Source organism: Telluria sp. LT2P80 (genome assembly GCF_059685955.1).
Genome location: NZ_JCASIO010000018.1, coordinates 1 through 22,081 on the forward strand (window position 1 = coordinate 1; position 22,081 = coordinate 22,081).

Here is a 22,081-nt window from a genome sequence, read left to right on the forward strand (position 1 = left end):
ACCCACGTGCTCAATGGCACTCAGTCTGAACAGTGTCACCCCGACCGGCCACATCAACAATATTATCTACTGGTGCGCTGGTATCTTCAATATACGAGGTCTGACATTCGGACACGACCTCAGCCTTAGCCACGTCCAGTGGTGTCTTGCCCAGCACTAGCGTGGCCTGGTGCCAGCTAGTTTCGACTGCCCACAGCTGGGGTCAGGTCTGACATTCGGACACGACCTCAGCCTTAGCCACGTCCAGTGGTGTCTTGCCCAGCACTAGCATGAGGTCTGACATTCGGACACGACCTCAGCCTTAGCCACGTCCAGTGGTGTCTTGCCCAGCACTAGCATGGCCTGGTGTCAGCTAGTTTCGACTGCCCGACTGTCGAGACCGTGTCCGAATGTCAGACCTGACCCCGGCTTTTCATTAGCCACGTCCAATGGTGTCTGCGCAGTATCAGCGTGGCCTGGTGCCAGCTAGTTTCGACTGCCCGACTGTCGAGATCGTGTCCGAATGTCAGACCTGACCCCGGCTTTTCATTTAGAGCGCGCGGGTAGCTGCAGGCTGTGCAATGCAAAGCGCCGTCGGGGCGACGGCGCTTTTTGATGCCTGCTGCAGTAGAGCGTCAGCCGTACGGCACGTACTCGAAGCCGTTGGCGATGAGCGGCGCGACGGCCGCGATGTTTTCAGGGCTGTCGCTGATCGCGTCGAGCACCTGCGCGGTGGTTGCCTTGCCGCTGTCGAGCAGGCCGGACCAGTAGGCCAGACCGCCCGCATCGGGCGTGCGTTCCAGGATGTTGGTGTAGTACTTTGTCACCAGCTCTGTGTTGCTGGTCACGCCGCTGTACATTTTGGCGTATTCGGCGCTGCCGATGAAGCCGGCGGCGATGTCGACGATGTCCGCGCCATCGTCGAGGCGGTTCATCCAGTACCCGAGGCCGACCACGTCGGGCGCCCGGTCCAGCGCGGCCTCGTACAGGCGATAGATGGTGCCGCCATTGTCGAAGGCGCCGACGTCGATGGCGATGTGCTTGTCGGTGAAGGCCAGGCGCTCGACATTGATCAGGGTGTCGCTGCCGGCGGCGCCGGTCACCGCGAACGAGCTGTCGCTGGCACGCAGCGTGTAGCTGGCGGCGGTGCCGCGATAGACGGCGGTGTCGATGCCGCCATAGCCATTGAGGAAATCATTGCCGGCGCTGCCGATGACCGTGTCGGCGCCCGAGAGCACATAGGCGTAGGTCAGCTGCGTATCGAGTTCGTTGCGCGCGAACTGCGCGATCCGGGCGGCGTCGAGCTGTGCATCCGAGACCCGGTAGACTTCGACATTGTTCTGGAAATAAGACGTGCCAGTGACCGTGCCGGCCACCCGGTCGATGCCGAGATACGAGAAAGCACCGCTGAAGGTCTGCTTGCTGCCCCCACCCTCGATCGTGATGCGATTCTGGATCGCCTCGGCGATGGTCCACTCCCAGTCCTGGGCAGTACGGAAGTCGAATGCTCGATACAGCTCGATAGTGGCCATGCGCGATCCTTTCGGTGGATTACAGATCGACGCCCAAATGTGCCTTTACCCAGGCGTTGGCGTCGCTGCTGCTGTCGAAATGCAGGGTGGCGATCGCGGTTTTATCCGGCGCCAGGAAAGTGGCATACACCTTGCGGCCGTCCCCGCTCGAGCTGAGCAGATCGGATTGGGGAGCGAGCTCCACGGTGGCTACCAGGTCGAGGTTCAGCAGCACCGTCTTGGGGCTGCTTTCCTTGTCGATGCGAACGAAACGGGTCATGCGTTTTCCTTAGTTGCCGGCAATGACCATGTTCTCGATCAGGATCGAGCCCGTGGTCTTGTTGCCGCGAACCAGCGTGTCGGTGCCGACGGCAACGATCTGCTGGAACATATCGCGCATATTGCCGGCGATCGTGATTTCTTCGACCGGATACTGGATCACGCCCTGCTCGACCCAGTAACCGGAGGCACCGCGCGAATAGTCGCCGGTGACGTAGTTGACGCCCTGCCCCATCAGTTCGGTAACCAAAAGGCCCGTGCCCAGTTTGCGCAGCATGCCTTCGAAGTCATCAGTGCGGCGCGTGGCCGTCGAGACGATTTCGAGGTTGTGTGCGCCGCCGGCGTTGCCGGTCGTCGGCATGCCCATCTTGCGCGCCGTATATGACGACAAGAAATAGCCTTGCAGCACGCCATCGCTGATCACCTTGCGGCGCACGGTCTTGACGCCTTCGTCATCGAACGGGGCCGAGCCGACGCCACCGATCAGGTGCGGGTCTTCGACCACCTGGATATGCGATGGGAATACCGGCTTGCCCAGCATGTCGAGCAGGAACGTGGATTTGCGGTACAGCGCGCCACCGGAGACCGCTTGCACGAACGCGCCCAGGAGGCCGGCAGCGAGCGGCGCTTCGAACAGCACCGGGCAGGTGCGGGTGTTGAGCTTGCGGGCATTCAGGCGCGCCAGCGCGCGCTCGGCGGCGTAGCGGCCGACTTTTTCAGGTGCGGCGAGTTGCTTGGGATCGCGCGACGACGTGTACCAGTCGTCGCGCTGCATCCCGTTGCCCTTGCCGGCAATCGGCGCGACCGAGATCGTGTGACGCGAGAACGGGTAGCCGCCCAGAAAACCACGCGAATTGGCGGCGACAAAGTGCGACTGCTGCACGTAGACGCTGGCGCCTTCGCTATTGGTGATGCGCTTGTCGACGGCGAACGCGGCGGCTTCGCAGCGCTGGCCCAGCTCGACGGCTTGTTCGGTGGAGATGGGCCACGGGTAGAACAGGCGCAGGTCGCGCGGCGCGGTTTCGATCAGGTCGGCATCCGGCAGGCCGGCGCAGTCGTCCTCGGCCGTAAAGCGCGCGATGTTGGACGCTGCTTCGACCGTGGCCTTGAGCGAATCGGCGGAAAAGTCGGACGTGCTTGCGTTGCCGCGGCGCTGGCCGAAATACACGGTGATGCCCAGGCCCTTGTCCTTGTTTTGCTCGATCGTCTCGATATTGCCTTTACGCACAGAAACCGACAGCCCGCTCCCTTCACTGATTTCGACCGCTGCATCGGACGCACCCTGCTCGCGCGCAAGCGCCAGCATGTCGCGCGCCAGCTGTTTCAGCTGATCCTGGGTGTGGGTAAAAGGGGTGTCGTTCATGTGTGTTTTTCGTGGCCGTCCCTAAAACAGTTATCATAGCAGCCGTTTACTGTTTTCACTGATCGGCCCAGCGCCAATCAAATCATCCAAATCATGCCTAATCCAAATCGCGGCTCGGTGGGCTTCCAGTCCAACGAGTTCGAACCAGAGTACGACCGTCCTTCCAAATCTGAGCTCAAGCGCCAGTCGAACGAGTTGCAGAAGCTCGGCGAGCAGCTCGTCGAAGCGGCGCGCGACCGCGTCAAGCGCGTCGAGATGCCCGAGGACGTGCGCGATGCCATCCTCACGTGCCAGACCATTACCAACCACGAAGGCCGGCGCCGCGCGCTGCAATTCGTGGGCAAGAAAATGCGCACGCTGAACGAAGAAGAAGTCGCCGTCATCCAGCGCACGATCGACAGCTGGAAAGGCGCGTCGAAGGCCGAAACCGCATCGCTGCACGCGCTCGAACGCCGCCGCGACAAGCTGCTGTCGGACGACACGGCGCTGACCGTGCTGCTCGAAGAAAACCCCGAGCTCGACGTCCAGCACCTGCGCACCCTGATTCGCAACGCGCGCAAGGAAGTGGCCGAGTCCAAGCCGCCGAAAGCCTTCCGCGAAATCTTCCAGATCCTCAAGGACCTGCAAAAGAAGAAGAAAGCCGATGCGGCCGCCGCTGCCGACGACGAAGAAGCGAACGATGACGAGTCCGACGACGAGTAACGCTGTGGCTGACGATGTGCTGGTGATCGGCCTTGTCTCCGTTTCCGACCGCGCCAGCGGCGGGGTCTACGAAGACAAGGGCATCCCGGCGCTGACCGACTGGCTGGCGAGCGCGCTCACGACGCCGTATCGCATCGAGACGCGCCTGATCCCGGACGAGCGCGCGGCCATCGAGGCCACGCTGATCGAGCTGGTCGACACGGCGCGCTGCCACTTGGTGCTCACCACCGGCGGCACCGGCCCGTCGCGGCGCGACGTCACGCCCGAGGCCACGCTGGCGGTTGCCACCAAAGAGATGCCGGGCTTCGGCGAGCAGATGCGCCAGATCAGCCTGCGCTTCGTGCCGACCGCGATCCTGTCGCGCCAGACGGCCGTGATCCGCGAAACCGCAGACCACGCGGCGCTGATCATGAACCTGCCGGGCCAGCCCAAGTCGATCAAGGAAACGCTCGAAGGCCTCCGGGACGACGCCGGCGCCACGATCGTGGGCGGCATCTTCGCGGCCGTCCCCTACTGCGTCGATCTGATTGGCGGCCCGTACATGGAAACCAATCCGGCGGTCAGCCAGACCTTCCGCCCCAAATCGGCATTGCGAAAGACACCATGACCCAGCTGCTGGACAATATCGAAATCGAGACCGCCCCGAATCCGACCATCGCCGTCATCTGGCTGCACGGCCTGGGCGCCGATGGCAATGACTTCGTGCCGCTCGTGCGCGAACTGGACCTGACCGGCCTGCCAGGCATCCGCTTCGTGTTCCCGCATGCGAACACGATGCCGGTGACGATCAACGGCGGCTACGTGATGCGCTCGTGGTACGACATCGTCGCCACCGACCTCACGCGGCGCGAAGACGAAGGCGGCCTGCGCGCATCGCAGCTGCAGGTCGAGGCGCTGATCGCCCGCGAAAAAGCGCGCGGCATCCCGGCCTCGCGCATCATCCTGGCCGGGTTCTCGCAGGGCTGCGCGATGACGCTGCAGACGGGCCTGCGCCATCCCGAGAAACTGGCGGGCATGCTGTGCCTGTCGGGCTACCTGCCGCTGTCCAGCGTCGCCGGCGCCGAGCGCAGCGAAGCAAGCCTGGGCACGCCGATCTTCATGGCGCACGGCGTGCAGGATCCGGTGGTGCCGTTTGCCCGCGCCGAAGAGTCACGCAAGGTCGTCGAGGCGCTCGGCTACCAGGTCGAGTGGCATGCGTATCCGATGCAGCACACGCTGTGCCTCGAAGAGGTGCAGGACATTTCAAAGTGGATTCGCAAGGTCGTCGCGTAACACCGTCAACGGCGGCCCTCACCCCACGAGGGCCGTCGCCAACGCGGCCTTGACCGCTGCGTCCAACCGCGACACGATCTCCGACAACTCCCCCGGCGTCACGATGAACGGCGGCGCCAGCAGCACATGGTCACCCAGCTGACCATCGATCGTCCCGCCCATCGGATACACCAGCAAGCCGCGCGCCATCGCCTCGGCCTTGATCGCCGCGTGCAGTTTGACCTCCGGCGCGAACGGCGCTTTGGTCTCCCGGTCCCGCACCAATTCCAGCGCCATGAACAGCCCGCGCCCGCGGATATCGCCCACGTGCTCGTGCGTGCCGAACGCATCGCCCAGCATCTGCCGCAGCAGCGCGCCGCGGCGCCCTACCTGCGCCAGCAGGTCGTCACGCTCGATCACCTGCTGCACCGCCAGCGCCGCCGCTGCCGCCACCGGGTGGCCGATATACGTGTGCCCGTGCTGGAACATGCCACTGCGCTGGCGCAGCGTGTCGACAATCGCCTCGTGCGCCAGCACCGCGCCGATCGGCTGGTAGCCGGCGCCCAGGCCCTTGGCCACGGCCACGATGTCCGGCGCCACGCCCTCCTGCCCGATCGCATACATGCTGCCGGTGCGGCCCATGCCGCACATGACTTCATCGGCGATGAACAGGATGCGGTGCCGGTCGCAGATATCGCGCACGCCCTGGAAGTAGCCCGGCGTGGGCGGGATCGCGCCGCCGGTGGCGCCCACCACCGGCTCGGCGACAAAGGCGATGATGGTGTCCGGCCCGGCCTTGATGACGGCCGTTTCGAGTTCGTCGAGCAGGCCGGCCGTGTAGTCGTCGAGCGACATGCCTTCGCCGCAACCCCGGTAGGCATAACAGGGCGCGACCCGCAGCGCCTCTTTCAGCAGCGGCGCAAAGGCGCGCTTGCGCCACTCGTTGCCGCCCACGCCCAGCGCGCCGAGCGTGTTGCCATGGTAGCTCTGGCGGCGCGCGATGAACTGCGTGCGCTGCGGCTCGCCCGCCTCGACCCAGTACTGGCGCGCCAGCTTGAGCGCGGTCTCCATCGCTTCCGAACCGCCCGAGACAAAATACACGCCGCCCATGTCCTGCGGCCCGCCGGCGATCAGGCGATCGGCCAGTTGCTCGGCCACTTCGGTGGTGAAGAACGCGGTGTGGGCATAGGCGCAGCGGTCGATCTGGCGGTGCATGGCCGCAATCACGTCCGGGTGGCCATGGCCGAGCGAGGACACGGCCGCGCCGCTGCTGGCGTCGAGGTAGGTCTTGCCGGTGCTGTCGCGCAGCACGATGCCTGCGCCGCCAACCGCCGTGGGCGGCATCTGGCGCAGGTTGCGGTGGATGATGTGGCTCATGGACGGCTCCCTCGGCGGTGACTGCAACGCTTGACGATAAGCGTGCTCCGAGGCACTTCTTTTGATTTTTAGCGCGGGCCATGCGAATATTTTCCTGCCTTCAATTTCGATACAACAGGCGGGTATGCTCGATGAATGAACGTCTCGGCCCCATCCCCGATCACGCTTTGACCACGGCCCAGCGCGCCGCTGCGCAGGAGATCATCGACGGCCCGCGCGGCGCCGTCTACGGCCCGTTCGTGCCGCTGCTGCGCAGTCCCGAACTGATGCTGCATGCGCAGCGCATGGGCGAGTACCTGCGCTACCGCAGCGCGCTCGGCGTGCGCTTGTCGGAGCTGGCAATCCTGGTCACGGCGCGCCAGTGGGACCAGGCCGTCGAATGGGCAATCCATGCGCCGATCGCGGTGCAAGCAGGGATTCCGCCGGCCGTCATCGCGGCGATTGCGGCGCGCGAGCGGCCCGCCGACATGCTGGTCGACGAGGCGGTGGTGCACGACTTCTGCATCGAGCTGCACGAGACAAAGGCGGTGTCGGACCGCGTGTATGCGGATGCGCTGGCGCTGTTCGGCGAACAGGGAACTGTCGATCTGATGGGGATCTGCGGTTACTACACGCTGCTGGCGATGGTGATGAACACGGCGCGCACCGCCGTACCGGATACAGGCGAGCCGCGTGGCGGCCCGCCCTGACACAACTTACTTCGGATACGCCACGACATCGGCCTGCTGCTCGCCGAGACCGGCGATCCCCAGGCGCAGCTGGTCGCCCTTCTTGAGGAAGCGCTGCGGCTTGCGGCCCATGCCCACGCCCGGCGGCGTGCCGGTGGTGATGATGTCGCCCGGTTCGAGCGTCATGAAGCGCGACACGTAGCTGACGAGCTGCGCGACGCTGAAGATCATGCTGGCCGTATTCCCGGTCTGCATGCGCTTGCCGTTCAGTTCCAGGTACAGATCGAGGTCCTGCACGTCGAGGATCTCGTCGCGCGTGACGAGGAACGGGCCGACCGGGCCGAAGGTATCGCAGCCCTTGCCCTTGTCCCACTGCGAGCCCATCTCGAACTGGAAGGCGCGCTCGGTCACGTCGTTGACGACGCAATACCCGGCCACGAACTTGAGCGCCTCTTCTTCGCTCACGTACTGCGCGCGCGTGCCGATGATCACCCCGAGTTCGACTTCCCAGTCGGTTTTCTTCGAGCCTTTCGGCAGCTGGATCGGATCGTCCGGGCCGTTCAGGGCGCTGATCGCCTTGGTGAAGAAGATCGGTTCGGCCGGCACCTCGGCGCCCGTTTCGCGCACGTGGTCCAGGTAGTTCATGCCGATGCCGATGAATTTGCCGATGCCCTTGACCGGCACGCCCAGGCGCGGATTGCCGCGCACGAGCGGCAGCGTTTTCTGGTCGAGTTTGGCGAGTTTGCGCAGCGCCTTGTCGGACAGCTGCGACGGATCGATGTCGTCGATGATCCCGGACAGGTCGCGCAGGCGGCCCTCTTCATCGAACAGGCCCGGCTTTTCCTTGCCCGGGCGGCCATAGCGGACCAGTCTCATGATGTCATTCCTGTAGAAAAACGCGAATGATACCAATGAATGGTGTCAGCCAAGCCTTAGTGGCTCAGCAGGTAGGCGCTGATGTCGATCGCATCGCGCTCGCTCACGCCCATGTTCGGCATCGCATTGCCCGGATCGATCGCCTGCGGATCGCGGATCCAGCGCACCAGGTTGGCCTGGGTGTTGGGCAGTTTGCCGGCGATGTAGCGCTGCTGCGCGAGCTCGTCGAGCGGCCGGCCCACGCGCACGTCCGAGCCAGGCACGCCCGGCACCACGTGGCAGGAATGGCAGGCGTATTGCGCGGCGGCGATCTTGCCGCGCATCGGGTCGCCCACCAGGCCAGGGGCCAGTTTCGGGCCGCAGCCGGCCAGCAGCGCGGACACGCCAAGGAGGATGGTGATCGTGGATTTCATGGCTGGCCTTCCTGACCCTGCTGTGCGCGGCCCGTTGCCGTCTGCTCGACATGCGGCGGAACGGCACCGCCTGCCGTCATGCGTTTGAAGTCCTGGCTTGTCATGCCCGGCATGGCGCCCACGAACGCCACCACCGCCCACATGTCCGGCTCGCTTAGGTGGTATTCCCAGGCGGGCATGCCGCTCATCTTGATGCCGTTGCGGGTGATCCAGTACAGCTCACGCGTCTTCCAGTTGACATCGGCATCGACCAGCGGGCCCGGGGCCGGCTGCATGCTCATGCCGATCGTGCTGGGCGCGACGCCCGGGCCGCCGTGGCATTGCACACAGTTGGCCTGGTAGACCAGCGCGCCGCGCTGCAGGCGTTCGGGCGTGTTCAGGTTGGGTGGCACCACGATCTCGCGCGCATGGTTCTGGACCGAGTACTGCATGCCCTCGCCGAGTACCGTGTACACCAGCGCGTAGTGCTGGGTGATTGCACTCAGGTCATAGAAGCCGCCGCGCAGCACGATCAGGCCACCGACGGCGCCAATTGTGCCCGCCCCCAGCAGGGTCAGGACCATGGTCTTGACAATAAGTCGTGCGCGATTCGATAGCATAGCCTAGGGCGTCCAGTTGAAAGAATGACATCTACTTTCCTTGTATTATAAAAGCCATCGCTTTTTCACGAAAAATCAACCGTGCGCAACCCATCTCGTCAATATCAACGCCTGTCTTCTGTGCTGAGGGCATCCCGCACTACGCGTGCGACAACGGGCGCCCTGCTCGTCCTCGCAGCCCTGGCGAGTGGCTGCGCAAAAGAAGAACCCGTCTCGCGCGTCGCCGGTGGCGATCCCGAACGTGGGCGCCTGCTGGTGCAGCAGTACCAGTGCGCCGCCTGCCATTTCATTCCCGAAGTCCAGGGTCCGAATGGCGATGCAGGTCCTTCACTGCAGTCCATGGGCCGCCTGAGCTATATCGCCGGCAGCATCCCGAACCAGCCAGAGAACATGATCCGCTTCCTCCAGAATCCCCCCGCCGTGAAACCCGGCACCCTGATGCCTGCGCTCGGCATTACCGACGACGAGGCGCGCCACATGGCCGCCTTCATGTATTCGCTCAAATAATATGACGCCAATCAGCGACATCCAGTCCGTCATGCATCCGGCCGGCGCCGACGCGGCCATCATTTACCAGTTCACCTGGGTCCTGTTCGTCGGCGGCACGGTGATCTTTGCCATCGTCATGGGCCTGCTCGCGCTGGCCATGCGGCGCCAGGCGCGCCCGATCACGCCCGGCGTCTGGATCCTCGGCGCCGGCATCGCGTTTCCGGTCATCGTGCTCACCGCGTTGCTCACCTGGAGCACCTGGCGCACCGGGCAACTGGTGCCGCAAACCTCGCACAAGGCATTGAGCATCTCCGTGACCGGCAAGATGTGGTGGTGGGAAGTGCGCTACCGCGACCCGACAAGCAATCGCGAAATCATCAGCGCCAACGAGATTTATATTCCGGTCGGCGAATCGGTGTACCTGGGCCTGACCGCATCGGACGTGATCCACAGCCTGTGGGTGCCGTCGCTGGCGGGCAAGCGCGACATGATCCCGGGCCGCGTCACGGGCCTGAACCTGCGCGCCGACAAGCCGGGCACCTACCGCGGCCAGTGCGCCGAATACTGCGGCGAGCAGCACGCTCGCATGGCGTTCCACGTGATCGCCCTGCCGCGCCCCGAGTTCGACGCCTGGCTCGCGCGCCAGGCCCAGCCGGCCGTGCCGGCCGACACCACGGTGTTGCAGCGCGGCCGCGAGGCGTTCCTCGCGCAGCAGTGCCAGACCTGCCACACCATCCGCGGCGTGACCGATGTCGCACCGCAGCTGGATGCCCGGATTGCCGATGCCCCGCGCCTCGGTCCCGACCTCACGCACATCGGCAGCCGCCGGCACATCGCCGCCGGTACCCTGCGCAACCACCGCGGTACGCTGGCCGGCTGGATCGCCGACCCGCAAGCCATCAAAACGGGCGTCTTCATGCCGCCCTCCCCGGACCTGGACGGCGAGACCCTGCGCGCACTGGCCACTTACCTTGAGCACCTGAAATGACGCGCGACGCAACCTTACCGAACTCCGCCCCACGCCCGCCAGAGGAGCTGGAAAAACTGGAGGCCGTGTGGAAGACGCCATCCGGCCTGGGCTTCTTCAAGTCGGTCAACAACACCAATATCGGCCTGCTGTACATCGGCACCGCGATCCTGTTCTTCATCCTCGCCGGCATCCTGGCCCTGATCATGCGGGTGCAGCTGTCGGTGCCGGACAACGACCTGGTCTCGGCCGGCACCTACAACCAGATCTTCACGATGCACGGCACCGTGATGATGTTCCTGTTCGCGATTCCGATCGTCGAGGCGATTGCCGTCTACCTGCTGCCGAACATGCTGGGCGCGCGCGATTTACCGTTCCCGCGTCTGTCGGCGTATGCGTTCTGGTGCTACGCCTTTGGTGGCCTGGCCTTCTTCTGCACGCTGTTCTGGGGCCTGGCGCCGGACGGCGGCTGGTTCATGTATCCGCCGCTGACGGGCATGAAGTATTCGCCCGGCCTGAACGCCGACTTCTGGCTGCTGGGGATCGGCTTCATCGAGATTTCCGCCATTGCCGGCGCCATCGAACTGATCGTCGGCATCCTGTTTACCCGCGCGCCGGGCATGACGCTGCGCCGCATGCCCGTCTATGCGTGGGCCATGCTGGTCGTGGGCGTGATGATCGTCATCGCCTTCCCGGCCGTGATTGCCGGCACGGCACTGCTCGAACTCGAGCGCGCGCTGAACCTGCCGATCTTCGACCCAGAGCGCGGCGGCGACCCGATCATCTGGCAGCACCTGTTCTGGTTCTTCGGCCACCCCGAGGTCTACATCATCTTCCTGCCGGCCGCCGGCATGATCTCGACGATGATCCCGACCATCGCCGGCAACCGCCTGGTGGGCCGCCGCGCGATCGTCGTCGCGCTGGTCGGCGTGGGCATCTTCAGCTTCGGCCTGTGGGCGCACCACATGTTCACGGCCGGCCTGGGCGTTATTGAAATGAGCCTGATCTCGGCGGCCAGCATGGCCGTGGCGATCCCCACCGGCATCCAGGTATTCGGCTGGATCGCCACGCTGTGGAGTGGCCGCATCAGGATGAATGCGCCGACGCTCTTCATGCTCGGCTTCATGTTCATCTTCGTGCTCGGCGGCCTGACCGGCGTGATGGTGGCCGTGATCCCGTTCGACTGGCAGGTACACGACACCTACTTCATCGTGGCCCACCTGCACTATGTGCTCATCGGCGGCATGGTGTTCCCGGTGTTTGCCGCGATCTACTACTGGATCCCGCTCATCAACGGCAACACGATGTCCGAGCGCCTGTCGAAGTGGACCTTCTGGCTGCTGTTCGGGGGCTTCAACATCAGTTTCTTCCCGATGCATATCACGGGCCTGTTCGGCATGCCGCGCCGCGTCTACACGTATTCGAGCGAGATGGGCTGGGACGCGCTGAACATGATCTCGACCCTGGGCTCGTTCCTGTTCGCGCTGGGCATCCTCTTGATGATCATCGACGCCACGCGCACGCTGCGCCGCCCGACCAAGGACGTGGGCAATCCGTGGAATGCGGCCACGCTCGAGTGGCTGCCGTCGGAAGACTACGGCAACCGCAGCATCCCGATCATCACCTCGGACGACCCGCTGTGGGACCAGCCAACGCTGTCGAAGGAAGTCGCCGAAGGCCGTCACTACCTGCCGAACACCGTGACCGGCCGCCGCGAAACCATCGCCACCAGCCCGGTCAGCGCCAGGCCGACCTATCTGATGATTCTGCCGGGCGACAGCTGGCTGACCGTGCTGGGCGCCTTCGGCACCGCCGGCTTCTTCCTGCTGCTGACCGTCAAGGCCAACGTACTGGCGATCATCTGCGGCCTGATCGCCATCGGCTCGATCATCGCCTGGCTGTGGCAGTCGGACCAGAAGGTGCCGATGCGCGAGGCCGACATCGGCGGCGGCGTCACGCTGCCGATCGGCGCGCGCGGCACGGCGTCGCACTCGTGGTGGGGCACGTTCATCATGCTGATCGTGCTGTTCCTGATCTACTGCTCGTTCGCCTACGTCTACATCCACACGTCGATGCGGCTCCAGATCTGCCCACCGCCTGGCGCATCGCTGCCAGCGTGGTCGTGGACGCTGCTGTCCGCTGCCCTGCTGCTGGGCGGCTCCGCGCTGGTGTGGCTGAGCGACCGGGTCTCGAACAAGCTCACGCCGTGGGTGCTGATCGTGGCACTGGCGTGCACCGCTGGCGCCTTCGGCGTCGACGTCTACAGCTGGCGCCTGGTGGACCTGGACGGCACGCGCGACACGTGGAGTGCATCGATCTCGATCCTGCTCGGCTTCCAGGGCATCATGCTGTTCGTGCTGCTGCTGGCCGCGCCGTACCTGTGCGTGCGCGCCTGGCGCGGCATGATCGTCCCCGAGAACCGTGCCACGCGCGACAATATCGCGCTGATCTGGCACTACGTGACGCTGCAGGGCTTCGCCGGATTCCTGGTGATCCGCGGGCTGCTGCTGGTGATGGAGTGATGCGATGAGCGACCATTTCTTTTCGCGCGCCACACGCGCTTCGCTGCCCCTGCTGATCTGGGGCGCGCACTTTGCGTTCGCGTATATCGTCGCGGCGAGCCAGTGCACGCCGGGCGCGCTGCGCGCTGCGGGTCCCAATCCGTGGCTGCTGGGCGGCGCGACGCTGCTGTCGATGGCGGCGTGCGTATGGGTCGGCGCCCTGGCCGGCAAGCGCCTGCGCCAGGGGTCCGACGAGTTCGTGGATTATGTGGGTGCGGCCAGCGCGGTGCTGGCCGTGGTGGCGGTGGCGTGGACCGGGATTCCGGTGCTGCTGGTCACAGGCTGCGCTTGAGGATCTGGCATCGGTAGGGTGGAAGGCTTCGCCTTCCACGCGGTGATCGACAGCCTCTCCATTCTCGTGCCGGATGATCTGGCCGCCAACCATCACCGCGTGGACGGCGGAGCCGTCCACCCTACCAACTGGCGATCAACCGGCGTCCGGCACCACCCGCCAGATCACGTTGCCGACATCGTCGGCCACCAGCACCGCGCCCTTCTTGTCCACGGCAACGCCCACCGGCCGGCCCTGCGCCTCGCCATCCTTGTTGACGAAGTCGCTGAGGATGTCGACCGGCTTCCCGTTCGGCATGCCATCCCGGAACGGAATGAACACGACGTTGTAGCCCGAGCGCGGTTTGCGGTTCCATGAACCGTGGTTGCCGATGATCGCGCCGTTCCGGTACTGGGTCGGCAGGAGCGCGCCTTCATAGAACGTCAGGCCCAGCGCGGCCACGTGCGCGCCCAGCGCGTAGTCGGGCACGATCGCCTTGTCCACCAAATCAGGCCGCTGCGGCTTGACGCGCGCATCGATGTTCTTGCCGTAGTAGCTGTACGGCCAGCCATAGAAACCGCCCTCTTTCACCGACGTCAGGTAGTCGGGCACCAGGTCGCTGCCGATTTCGTCGCGCTCGTTCACGACCGTCCACAGCGCGCCCGTCTGCGGATTCCACGCCATGCCATTCGGATTGCGCAGGCCGGACGCGAACACACGCGTGGCGCCGCTGGCCAGGTCTACCTCGAGGATCGCGGCGCGGTTCTTCTCGGCCTCCATGCCGTTTTCGGCGACGTTGCTGTTCGAGCCGACCGTGGCGTACAGCTTCTTGCCGTCCTGGCTGGCGATGATGTTCTTGGTCCAGTGGTGATTTAGCCCGGCCGGCAGCGGTGCGACCGGCTGCGCGGCTTCCGTGATTTCGGTGGCGCCTTCCTTGTAGTTGAAGCGCACGATGGCATCGGCATTGGCCACGTACAGCATGTCGCCCACCAGCGCCATGCCGAACGGCGAATGCAGGTTCTTCAGGAAGACCGTTTTGAGTTCGGCCACGCCGTCGCCGTCAGCATCGCGCAGCAGCGTGATGCGGTTCGCGCTCGGCACGCCGGCGCCGGCGCGGGCCATCACCTTGCTCTGGATCCAATTGCGGATCCCGCCGGCGTCCGGCTTGGCCGGCGCATTCGATTCGGCTACCAGCACGTCGCCGTTGGGCAGCACATACAACCAGCGCGGATGGTCGAGCGCCGTGGCGAAGGCATTCACGTCCAGGCCCGCCGCCGCCGTGGGCATCACGCCCGCCGGCCAGCCAGTGGCCTTTGCGATGTTAACCGTCGGGATCAGGGTCTTGTTGGGCGCCTTGAGCTCGGGCTGCGGCCCGATGTCGGCGCCTTGCGGCAGTGTCGACTTGTCGCCGCAGGCGGCCAGCAACAGAATGGTGGCGCCGGCGCACAGGCGCGGCAGATGATGTCGCATGGTGTTCCCCCAAAATACAGAATGGGGAAATCTTATATTGACAAAACATTACACCACGTACGTTACGGGGCAGCAATCTCAGGCCGTCGGCAACGATGTACTCCTGCGGCGCCGCGCGTACTGCCACAACCCTGGCACCTGGATCAGCACCAGCAGCGCAAACGCACAGCGGTAGGCGGCGGCGGGTGCGTGGCCCAGCAGGTCGGGCTGCCACAGCCCGATCACCACGCCAAAGCCAGCCTGCACCAGGAAGGCGCCGATGAAGATCAGGAGGTTCAGGAAGGTGGCGGCGCGCCCGGTCAACGCGCGCGGCATCGACTGGGCCACGATCGCGTAGTCGATGCTGGTGACCGTGCCCGCCAGCGTGAACATCACCGACAGCCACGGGAAGCTGGGCCGGTAGCCGATCACGAACGCGGCCTGGATCAGCACGAACATCGTGATGCCGGCGGCCGCCACATCGAGCGGCGGCATGCCGCGCCGCCCGGCCCATTCGGTGATCATGCCCACCGCGATGGCGCCGAACACCACGGCCGCCATGCCCAGGTACAGCAGGTAGGCGACGGCGTCTTCCGGGTACAGCGCCACGTCGGCCAGCCAGCGCCCGATCCACAGGCCCTGCACGCCGAAGAACACCGCGTGCGGCACCAGCACCAGCGCCACCACCGCGCGAAAGCCGGGCGCGCGCCAGACCTCGCGCAGCGCCGGCAAGAGCGGTGATAACGGGCTCCGGGCAGGCGTCGCATCATCCGTCTTCGGGTACAGCAGCGCGATCAGCAAGCCGGTGCAGGCGACCAGGCCGGCCAGCAGCAGGAACAGGCCGCGCCAGTCGGTGTACGCGAGCATCGCGCGCACCGGCATCGTCGCGCTGGCCGCGCCCATGCCGCCGACGGCGATCAGGTAGCCGTGCACCGACGGCAGCCGACTGGGGGCGATCCAGATCGACACGGCCTTGACCGCCGCCATGAAGCAGCCTCCCAGGCCGCACCCCATGACCGCGCGCGCCGCGAGCAGGCTCCAGAAGCCGCCGCCACGCGCAAACAGCACCGCGCCGCAGGACGCCACCAGCAGCATCGCCACCTGCACGCGGCGCGGCCCATAGCGGTCCAGCGCCATCCCCACCGGCAACTGGACCAGCGCGAACGCAAAGAAGAACGCGCTGGTGAGCAGCCCCAGCTGGCCCGGCGTGAGCGCGAGCGCGCTCGCCAGTTGCGACGCCAGCACCGCGTTCACGTTGCGCAGCAGCGAGGACAGGTAATGCCCCAGCGCGAACGGCACGAACACGTACACGAACACCGCCAGGCCGGACAGACGCGGGGAAGTGGGAGACACCAGCGTGGCAGCAGGTCGCATCGCGCAGGCTCTGGCTGAACGTCGACCGGTTATGCCGCGTCGGGCTGGGCATGGCCGCGCTGGCCGGCCGGCACCAGCGGGATCACGCGCCCGCCCGCGCCCCGCAACGGACCGCCGCTTTCCGTCTCGAAGAAGAAATGATCGCGCCCGAATGCGGGTTTCAGGTGATCGAGCCAGGTCGCCGTGGCGTCGTATTTGGCAAAGAACGGCCGCCGCACCCATTCCGGATTGCGGGCCTGCAGAAACTGCAGCGCGAACAGCTTTTCGCCATTGATCGTGACGACGCCGTCGATCACGACCTTGCCGGGGAAGGCGCTCATCGACGGCCCGCGCACGGTGCGCGACAGGCCCGAGACCATCGAATAGGCTTCCTGGAAAATCTCGTGGACGTGCGCCAGCGGCAGTGCGAAGTAGTCGCGCGGGCCGGTGTCGCGCTCGACGAACATATAGTAGGGAATCGCGCCCAGGCGCACGCCCGTGGTCCACAGCTCGGCCCAGCTTTTCGGGTCTTCGTTGATGTGGCGGATCAGCGGGCCCTGCATGCGCAGCGTGGCGCCGGTGCCGACGATGCGTTTGACCGCCTGCTGCGCGATCGGTGCGCGCAGTTCGACCGCGTGGTTGTAGTGGCCCATGATGGCCAGGTTCTTGCCGCTGGCGACCACCTTCTCGAACAGGCGCATCAGATCGTCGCTGTCCTTGTCCGACACGAAGCGCTGCGGCCAGTACGCGACCGACTTGGTGCCGATGCGGACGTTCTGGATGTGGGCCAGTTCGGGGATCAGGAGCGGCTCGAGGAATTCGGCCAGCGAGCGCGTATTCATGATCATCGGGTCGCCCCCGGTGATCAGGACGTCGGTGACCTCGGTGTGCATCTTCAGGTAGTCCACCAGTTCGCCGCATTCGCGCGCATCGAACTTCAGGTCATCCATGCCGACGAACTGCGGCCAGCGGAAGCAGAACGTGCAATAGGCGTGGCAGGTCTGGCCGGCGCTCGGGAAGAACAGCACCGTTTCCTTGTACCTGTGATTGACCTAAACGCCCTAACTGGCAGTAGAATACGAGCTATGAAAGGTTATTCGTATTCGCGTTACAGTTCCGACGCCCAGAAAAAAGGAACCTCAATTGCCCGACAGCAGACCCTTGCTCGGAAATGGTGTAAGGACCACGGAGTCGAGCTTTCGGAACGCGTGTTTGCTGACGAAGCCGTTAGTGGCTTCCATGGTGCTAACGCGGATAGTGGGGCGCTTGGTGAGTTCATCGCCGCCATCAAGGCTGGTGAAATCGACTCCAACTGCTGCTTAATTATTGAGCATCTTGACCGGCTTACCCGTATGAAGCCCATGCAGGCGGTCGGCTTACTATCAGGCATTACTGAACTTGGCGTAACAGTGGTGACGTTGCGCCCTGAAATGAAGTTCACAAGTGAATGGGACACGATGCAGCTTCTACAAGCCGTGTTGCATCTTGATAATGCCCACAAAGAAAGTGCCCGTAAAAGCGACCTTGGAAAGGTGGAATGGGCAAAGCGTTTCCAGCGTGCCCGAGAAACGAACCATCACATCGGCGGTCGCGTATCGAACTGGCTTACGCTTGGTAAAGACGGCAAGTACATGGTGAACGAGCATGCGTACGCGGTGGGCCGTATCTTTGAGTTGTGCTTGCAAGGGTTGGGAAGCACTGCAATTTCGCAGGCTCTCAATGCCGAAGGTTACAGAACGTTTAACAAGGGCGAGCGGTGGGGGACTACTGCCGTTCTTACCGTCCTCCAGAACCGTGCAGCTATCGGGGAACTCGCTCTGAAAGATGGTGGCGACCCGATCCCCGGTTACTTTCCCGCCGTCGTGGATGGGGCAACCTTTGAGTCTGCGCATGCGAAGATCGCGGCACGTAAAACTGGTTCGATCCCGAAGCAATCGGCAGACTTCAACGTTTGGGGCAAGTTGGTGTTCTGTGGAGCGTGTGGCAGCGCCATGCATATTATTCAGCGTACCAAGTTCAAGTATCTGATGTGTGCAAACAAGCGGTACGGGCAGTGTGATAGAGCCAGGAATGTGCGGTTGGACGAAAGCGAAGACGTTTTCTTGAGCGTGCTTCGTGAACTCAATGCGCTACATTTCGCTATGCCCGATCCTGACCGCCTGTCGCGTGAACTGTCGACGGCAGAGGGACGACTACTGCTGGAGCGGGAAAAGTTGGCTATCTTGGCTGACAAGGTGGCACAGCATCCTGAATCAGAGACTTTCACCAACTTGATGCTGCAAGCGGAAAGCAAGGTTGTTGCCACTCGCGGCGACGTGGAGAGGTTGAAGGCAGAATTGACTGGCAGCGGTGACAAGTTGAGCTTGGCAGAGGTTCGGGCCAAGGTCGATATGAAGGACAAGGATATGCGTAGGCGCGCGAATGCTTTCTTGCATCGTCTTGGGGTCAAGGTTCACATCGCTGACGGATACTTGGTGACACAGGGCGATGAAGCCCGAGCTATGTTCGCCGTGTACAAGAACAGGATTGGCTGTAGTGGGTTAGAAGGCGATCCGGGTGACATTCCCGACTTGGTCGCGTCGAATGCCATTGCGGCAACTGTAAAGACGCTGTTGGCGAAGCCGTCGGGCGGATTCGTGTATCGCGGCGACGTTACTACACCAAATGGCAGGGGTACGCGGCGACCGAAGGAGGCCGTTTCCAGTAGCTGAAAATGACCCTTAAAAAAATTTCAACTTTTACCACGGGATGAAGTACCCCTCTCCCGATTTGAAAACGGTCAGGTATCGAACGGCTGGTTGAATGGGTTTCGGGTTACAGCGAAGGGTTGATGTTCCCTTGGCAAAATATCTATTACCTTATAGAAAGTCTTTAAAAGGCCGCTGACGAGACTTCTGGCGGGTTGGTAGGGTGGTAGCCACGCTGTTGCGTTAGTGGCGTGTAGAGCGATCTAAGTGGCCTGAGGGTCGGTCAGGTGCTCGGGCCTACCTTGCGCTTGCCTATTTCAGGGATAGCGGGGCCACTGTCGAGCATTACAAGCCACGACTGCCTGTACTCAACAACCTTACCCGCATCATCGTTGATCTGTTCATAGCCGGTCAGCGTCATACGTCCTTCTGATAACCACACGATCTGCACATCCCGCAATTCCGCTCGTATTAGCTCCCCCTGTGAGAGCTTGGCTACCTTCGTCGGCCTGTTTTTGCCTTGGTCGGTGGTATCAGCAATGGCAAGCTGGCCGCGTGTACCAGCCGCGTCACTTAGCACGCGCCTGTCTATCTCGACGCCCCTGCTCCGCATCTTTACAATTCGTACCTGCATTCAACCCGGCTCAATTGATTATGGGCGATCTAACAAGCTAATACGGGTGTGACGATAGGCGATTGCATGCACATGATTACAACCCTTACTAAGGAAGAGTTAGTAGTCGCTAACTGCGTAACCCCGCATTCAGGCTAGCGTCCTCGAAAGTCAAGGCTCGCACGCGATAAAACTGAAAAAATTGGACATTAAAATGCTTCGGGGTCAAATGAAATTCAGCTATGATTTGTGAATCGGCTGAAGTTCTGCAACACCGGGAATGGAAACGGAAGATAGGTGAGTAGGAACCGGCTGGAACCGGCCCCACTCTTTTTATGACCCCGCTTAGTGAGCGGCTCTGTTGCACAGTGTGCAAAGAAGGGAGAGATCATGTAGTCATTAACGATCTAAAAGAACTTAGATTGCGTGTGACCGTAGTGCAACCCATATAGTAGGGTTCATTACGCACCCATTCTAAGTCTAGTTGGCTGAAATATTCAACCACTTTGTTGCAACAATTTTTCGCTTGTGGTGAATATTCTTAACTTGACAAGGAGTATCAATGAAAGACGATCTTGTGACAAAGAATAGTGTCGGCGCTGAGTCAGCAGTGCCGTCAATCAGCGGGAGCGCGGCTCTCGGCATGGGTGCGGTCGGCTTTGGCCTCACGAACGTGGCTGCTCTGCCAGAGGCTTTCGAGCGTTTCCCGATTGGGGCTGGCATGGTTGGGGAGTTGTTCATCGCGTTTCTGATCTACCGGGTCATCATCGCGTTGATTACTAACTTAACCCGCCGCAAGTGAGCTAGCTTGTAGGTTCGACAGCATCATCGTCGAGCCTACTTTTATTCATGCTGCTGCTTGGCTCGCCTTCAGTAGCTCTGCTTGCTTCGCTACGGTGCCACGGCTGCAACCTACCAGTTCCATAATCTCTTTCCAACTTGATTGTCCCGCCTTCAAATGGCGTTGGATCAGGGCGTTACGCTCGGTGTCTTCTTTGCGCCCTTTGTACACGCCCTTGGCCTTGGCCTTCTCGATGCCCTGTGCAGCACGGCGGCGGCGGTCTTCGTAGTCCTTACGAGCGATAGCGGCCAACATATCCAGCATCATTTCGTTGATGGAAGCGAACATACGCGCCATCGTTGGGTCGTTTACCGCCATCATCCAAGATGTCGGCAGGTCTTGAGCCACCACGCGGATTTGCTTCGCCTTCAGCGTCGTTTTAAGTGTGTCCCAATCCTTTTCATCCAGACGGGACAGGCGGTCTACTTGCTCCAACAGCAGAATGTCGCCTTCTTGCGCTTCTTCGATCAATTCCAACAGGGTAGGACGCTGAAGCGATGCGCCTGATTTGTTCTCGACGTACCACGCTGCCACGGTCAGGTTACGTTCAGCGGCGAATGCCTTCAATTGTTCTTTCGCACGGCTGGCGTCTTGTTCTTCGGTACTGGCCCTGAGATATGCACGGACAAACATGGTAGTTCCTTACGTTTCGGTTAATGAGTCTATTATACGTGGTCTATTAAATTTAGTCTAGTATAAGTGGTTCATTTTAATTCCGGCTCGGGCTTGACCCGTGCCGATGAGTGATCTAGTTAGGCCGGAGCCTACTTAGACCGCATGAGCGAACTGATTTCCGGGGCTTGTTCGCCGCCCCGGCTTCACCAACACTGCGTCTATCTCGGCGTAGCTCATGAGCGGCGGTGCCGGGTGCATGTACACGTAGTTGTAAAAACAGTATAAATTGTTTAACTCATTACGAATTGCTAGCATCGGCTTGTAGATGCCATGCTTGCCAAGGTGCTGCTGTACTTCGCCTAGGTGCATCCCGGCGTCAATCGCGTCTTCATAGATCGCACCAACGTGGATGAAGGCTGCTTCAGCGAGGGTGGTAGGGGTCATCGTGTCTCCTGTTTGTTGTTCTTCGTTTGTCGTTGCTGCTACCATCGTCGCCGGGTCTAGTGCCTTGGCGGTGGGCTTCTTCGCCTTCTTCCGACTGCTGCTGTAAATCGGGCCAATGACGCCTTCTTTGGTCCGCGCCTTAAATGCGTAGCTCAACCACTCTTTGCAGTCGTCCAGCATCGCCCCCGGCGTCTTAGGCACGTAGGCGTAACGCTTCGGGTGGCCCTTGCGGGTCTTGTGGATAGCGTTCTGTGGTCGCGCTACCCAGCATTCGAGGTTGAAGCCAGCAAGCATGTTCGTCAGCCAGCCACCTTTACGGTTGCGGATGATGCCGACTGGCTTACGGTCGGCGGCTTCCACCAGCAGGAATACGTGACGGTGGTGGCCTTTCGTCGGGCATTGTTCGTATGCTGCTTTCCATTCGACGGGCATCCCGGCGTCCCGTAGCTTCTCGCACAGTCGGTCAAGAGCTACTGTGTAGTCTTCCCGGTTCAGGTTCTCTACGCCGTTGCTTCCCTTGAACACCACATGCCATAGCTGGCCGTTGGTGAATGTATGGTTGTCGAGCCACTGGCAAGCCTTCCTGTATGCCCGTACGTCGTGGATGCCACCGTTCCGGGTCTTCGTCACCGTAGTGGTGGTCTTCTTAGACATGTCTGATCTTGCCCCGCTATTCCCGGACACAGTCTGATGCTTAGTTAGCGTCAGTTTCCAGAGCCTGACACGGTCGCTCTTTTCTAAACATTCGCGGCGATTTATAGCCCAGCGCCGAA

Annotated in this window: 22 protein-coding genes and 1 pseudogene; 10 read left to right on the forward strand and 13 right to left on the reverse strand. The window is 62.7% G+C overall.

Going from position 1 to position 22,081, the window contains the following annotated elements:
• Nucleotides 1–614 precede the first annotated feature (614 nt).
• The 3 genes from AC56LW_RS23575 to pmbA are packed head-to-tail and all read right to left on the reverse strand — an operon-like array spanning nucleotide 615 to nucleotide 3,132.
• Entirely contained in the window at nucleotides 615–1,511 is an 897-nt protein-coding gene (locus tag AC56LW_RS23575; RefSeq protein WP_499638221.1) for a DUF4214 domain-containing protein, read from the reverse strand.
• A gap of 19 nt (nucleotides 1,512–1,530) precedes the next feature.
• Nucleotides 1,531–1,770: a hypothetical protein gene (locus AC56LW_RS23580; protein ID WP_183556243.1), complete on the reverse strand. Its 240-nt coding sequence runs from the start codon at nucleotides 1,768–1,770 to the stop codon at nucleotides 1,531–1,533.
• 9 nt (nucleotides 1,771–1,779) lie between these two features.
• The gene (pmbA, locus tag AC56LW_RS23585) at nucleotides 1,780–3,132 is read right to left on the reverse strand and encodes a metalloprotease PmbA (protein WP_183556242.1); all 1,353 of its coding nucleotides are present in this window, start codon (nucleotides 3,130–3,132) and stop codon (nucleotides 1,780–1,782) included.
• A gap of 93 nt (nucleotides 3,133–3,225) precedes the next feature.
• On the opposite strand from pmbA, the gene yjgA reads away from it, so the two are divergent.
• The 3 genes from yjgA to AC56LW_RS23600 are packed head-to-tail and all read left to right on the forward strand — an operon-like array spanning nucleotide 3,226 to nucleotide 5,106.
• Complete coding sequence (gene yjgA / locus AC56LW_RS23590; RefSeq protein WP_332532208.1) at nucleotides 3,226–3,834, forward strand: ribosome biogenesis factor YjgA; 609 nt, start codon at nucleotides 3,226–3,228, stop codon at nucleotides 3,832–3,834.
• Entirely contained in the window at nucleotides 3,812–4,441 is a 630-nt protein-coding gene (gene mog / locus AC56LW_RS23595; protein ID WP_499638224.1) for a molybdopterin adenylyltransferase, read from the forward strand. Before yjgA ends, mog begins: the two co-directional genes overlap by 23 nt.
• Nucleotides 4,438–5,106, forward strand: coding sequence for an alpha/beta hydrolase (locus AC56LW_RS23600; RefSeq protein WP_499638227.1), 669 nt, complete (start codon nucleotides 4,438–4,440; stop codon nucleotides 5,104–5,106). Before mog ends, AC56LW_RS23600 begins: the two co-directional genes overlap by 4 nt.
• Nucleotides 5,107–5,124: 18 nt before the next feature.
• Here the strand turns inward: AC56LW_RS23600 and AC56LW_RS23605 are convergent, their stop codons facing one another.
• Nucleotides 5,125–6,462 carry an aspartate aminotransferase family protein gene (locus AC56LW_RS23605; RefSeq protein ID WP_499638230.1) on the reverse strand — a complete coding sequence of 446 codons (1,338 nt, stop codon included), beginning with the start codon at nucleotides 6,460–6,462 and terminating at the stop codon, nucleotides 5,125–5,127.
• Nucleotides 6,463–6,593: 131 nt separating this feature from the next.
• On the opposite strand from AC56LW_RS23605, the gene AC56LW_RS23610 reads away from it, so the two are divergent.
• Nucleotides 6,594–7,151, forward strand: a complete 558-nt coding sequence (locus AC56LW_RS23610; protein ID WP_499638233.1) for a carboxymuconolactone decarboxylase family protein — start codon at nucleotides 6,594–6,596, stop codon at nucleotides 7,149–7,151.
• A 6-nt stretch (nucleotides 7,152–7,157) separates the two neighbouring features.
• Here AC56LW_RS23610 and AC56LW_RS23615 read toward each other — a convergent pair whose 3' ends face one another.
• From AC56LW_RS23615 to AC56LW_RS23625, 3 genes are read right to left on the reverse strand one after another with little or no spacing between them, the layout of a single operon-like run.
• Nucleotides 7,158–8,006 (reverse strand): fumarylacetoacetate hydrolase family protein, encoded by an 849-nt coding sequence (locus tag AC56LW_RS23615; protein ID WP_499638236.1) that lies wholly within the window; start codon nucleotides 8,004–8,006, stop codon nucleotides 7,158–7,160.
• A gap of 56 nt (nucleotides 8,007–8,062) precedes the next feature.
• Nucleotides 8,063–8,419, reverse strand: coding sequence for a c-type cytochrome (locus AC56LW_RS23620; RefSeq protein ID WP_183556235.1), 357 nt, complete (start codon nucleotides 8,417–8,419; stop codon nucleotides 8,063–8,065).
• Nucleotides 8,416–8,982: a c-type cytochrome gene (locus AC56LW_RS23625; RefSeq protein ID WP_332532202.1), complete on the reverse strand. Its 567-nt coding sequence runs from the start codon at nucleotides 8,980–8,982 to the stop codon at nucleotides 8,416–8,418. Before AC56LW_RS23625 ends, AC56LW_RS23620 begins: the two co-directional genes overlap by 4 nt.
• Before the next feature lie 156 nt (nucleotides 8,983–9,138).
• Between AC56LW_RS23625 and AC56LW_RS23630 the strand changes: the two genes are divergently transcribed.
• The 4 genes from AC56LW_RS23630 to AC56LW_RS23645 are packed head-to-tail and all read left to right on the forward strand — an operon-like array spanning nucleotide 9,139 to nucleotide 13,327.
• Nucleotides 9,139–9,525 carry a c-type cytochrome gene (locus AC56LW_RS23630; protein ID WP_499638241.1) on the forward strand — a complete coding sequence of 129 codons (387 nt, stop codon included), beginning with the start codon at nucleotides 9,139–9,141 and terminating at the stop codon, nucleotides 9,523–9,525.
• Between the two features lies 1 nt (nucleotide 9,526).
• Nucleotides 9,527–10,495, forward strand: coding sequence for a cytochrome c oxidase subunit II (gene coxB / locus AC56LW_RS23635; RefSeq protein WP_499638244.1), 969 nt, complete (start codon nucleotides 9,527–9,529; stop codon nucleotides 10,493–10,495).
• A complete protein-coding gene (ctaD, locus tag AC56LW_RS23640) occupies nucleotides 10,492–12,996 on the forward strand; it encodes a cytochrome c oxidase subunit I (protein ID WP_499638247.1) in 2,505 nt (834 codons plus the stop codon). Before coxB ends, ctaD begins: the two co-directional genes overlap by 4 nt.
• Nucleotides 12,997–13,000: 4 nt before the next feature.
• A complete protein-coding gene (locus AC56LW_RS23645; protein WP_183556231.1) occupies nucleotides 13,001–13,327 on the forward strand; it encodes a hypothetical protein in 327 nt (108 codons plus the stop codon).
• 135 nt (nucleotides 13,328–13,462) lie between these two features.
• Here the strand turns inward: AC56LW_RS23645 and AC56LW_RS23650 are convergent, their stop codons facing one another.
• The 3 genes and pseudogenes from AC56LW_RS23650 to AC56LW_RS23660 all read right to left on the reverse strand — a co-directional run.
• Nucleotides 13,463–14,776: a PQQ-dependent sugar dehydrogenase gene (locus AC56LW_RS23650; protein WP_499638249.1), complete on the reverse strand. Its 1,314-nt coding sequence runs from the start codon at nucleotides 14,774–14,776 to the stop codon at nucleotides 13,463–13,465.
• Nucleotides 14,777–14,854: 78 nt separating this feature from the next.
• Nucleotides 14,855–16,129, reverse strand: a complete 1,275-nt coding sequence (locus tag AC56LW_RS23655) for an MFS transporter (RefSeq protein ID WP_499638252.1) — start codon at nucleotides 16,127–16,129, stop codon at nucleotides 14,855–14,857.
• Between the two features lie 29 nt (nucleotides 16,130–16,158).
• Nucleotides 16,159–17,160, reverse strand: a pseudogene (locus AC56LW_RS23660) (KamA family radical SAM protein); the annotation flags it as partial.
• 33 nt (nucleotides 17,161–17,193) lie between these two features.
• On the opposite strand from AC56LW_RS23660, the gene AC56LW_RS23665 reads away from it, so the two are divergent.
• Complete coding sequence (locus AC56LW_RS23665; protein WP_499638255.1) at nucleotides 17,194–18,819, forward strand: recombinase family protein; 1,626 nt, start codon at nucleotides 17,194–17,196, stop codon at nucleotides 18,817–18,819.
• Nucleotides 18,820–19,078: 259 nt separating this feature from the next.
• Here the strand turns inward: AC56LW_RS23665 and AC56LW_RS23670 are convergent, their stop codons facing one another.
• Entirely contained in the window at nucleotides 19,079–19,429 is a 351-nt protein-coding gene (locus AC56LW_RS23670; protein ID WP_499638257.1) for a hypothetical protein, read from the reverse strand.
• 541 nt (nucleotides 19,430–19,970) lie between these two features.
• Between AC56LW_RS23670 and AC56LW_RS23675 the strand changes: the two genes are divergently transcribed.
• A complete protein-coding gene (locus AC56LW_RS23675; RefSeq protein WP_499638260.1) occupies nucleotides 19,971–20,210 on the forward strand; it encodes a hypothetical protein in 240 nt (79 codons plus the stop codon).
• 45 nt (nucleotides 20,211–20,255) lie between these two features.
• On the opposite strand, the gene AC56LW_RS23680 is transcribed toward AC56LW_RS23675, so the two are convergent.
• Together AC56LW_RS23680 and AC56LW_RS23685 are read right to left on the reverse strand one after the other, a co-directional pair.
• Entirely contained in the window at nucleotides 20,256–20,882 is a 627-nt protein-coding gene (locus AC56LW_RS23680; protein WP_499638263.1) for a recombinase family protein, read from the reverse strand.
• A gap of 135 nt (nucleotides 20,883–21,017) precedes the next feature.
• Nucleotides 21,018–21,962, reverse strand: coding sequence for a hypothetical protein (locus tag AC56LW_RS23685; protein ID WP_499638266.1), 945 nt, complete (start codon nucleotides 21,960–21,962; stop codon nucleotides 21,018–21,020).
• Nucleotides 21,963–22,081 lie beyond the last annotated feature (119 nt).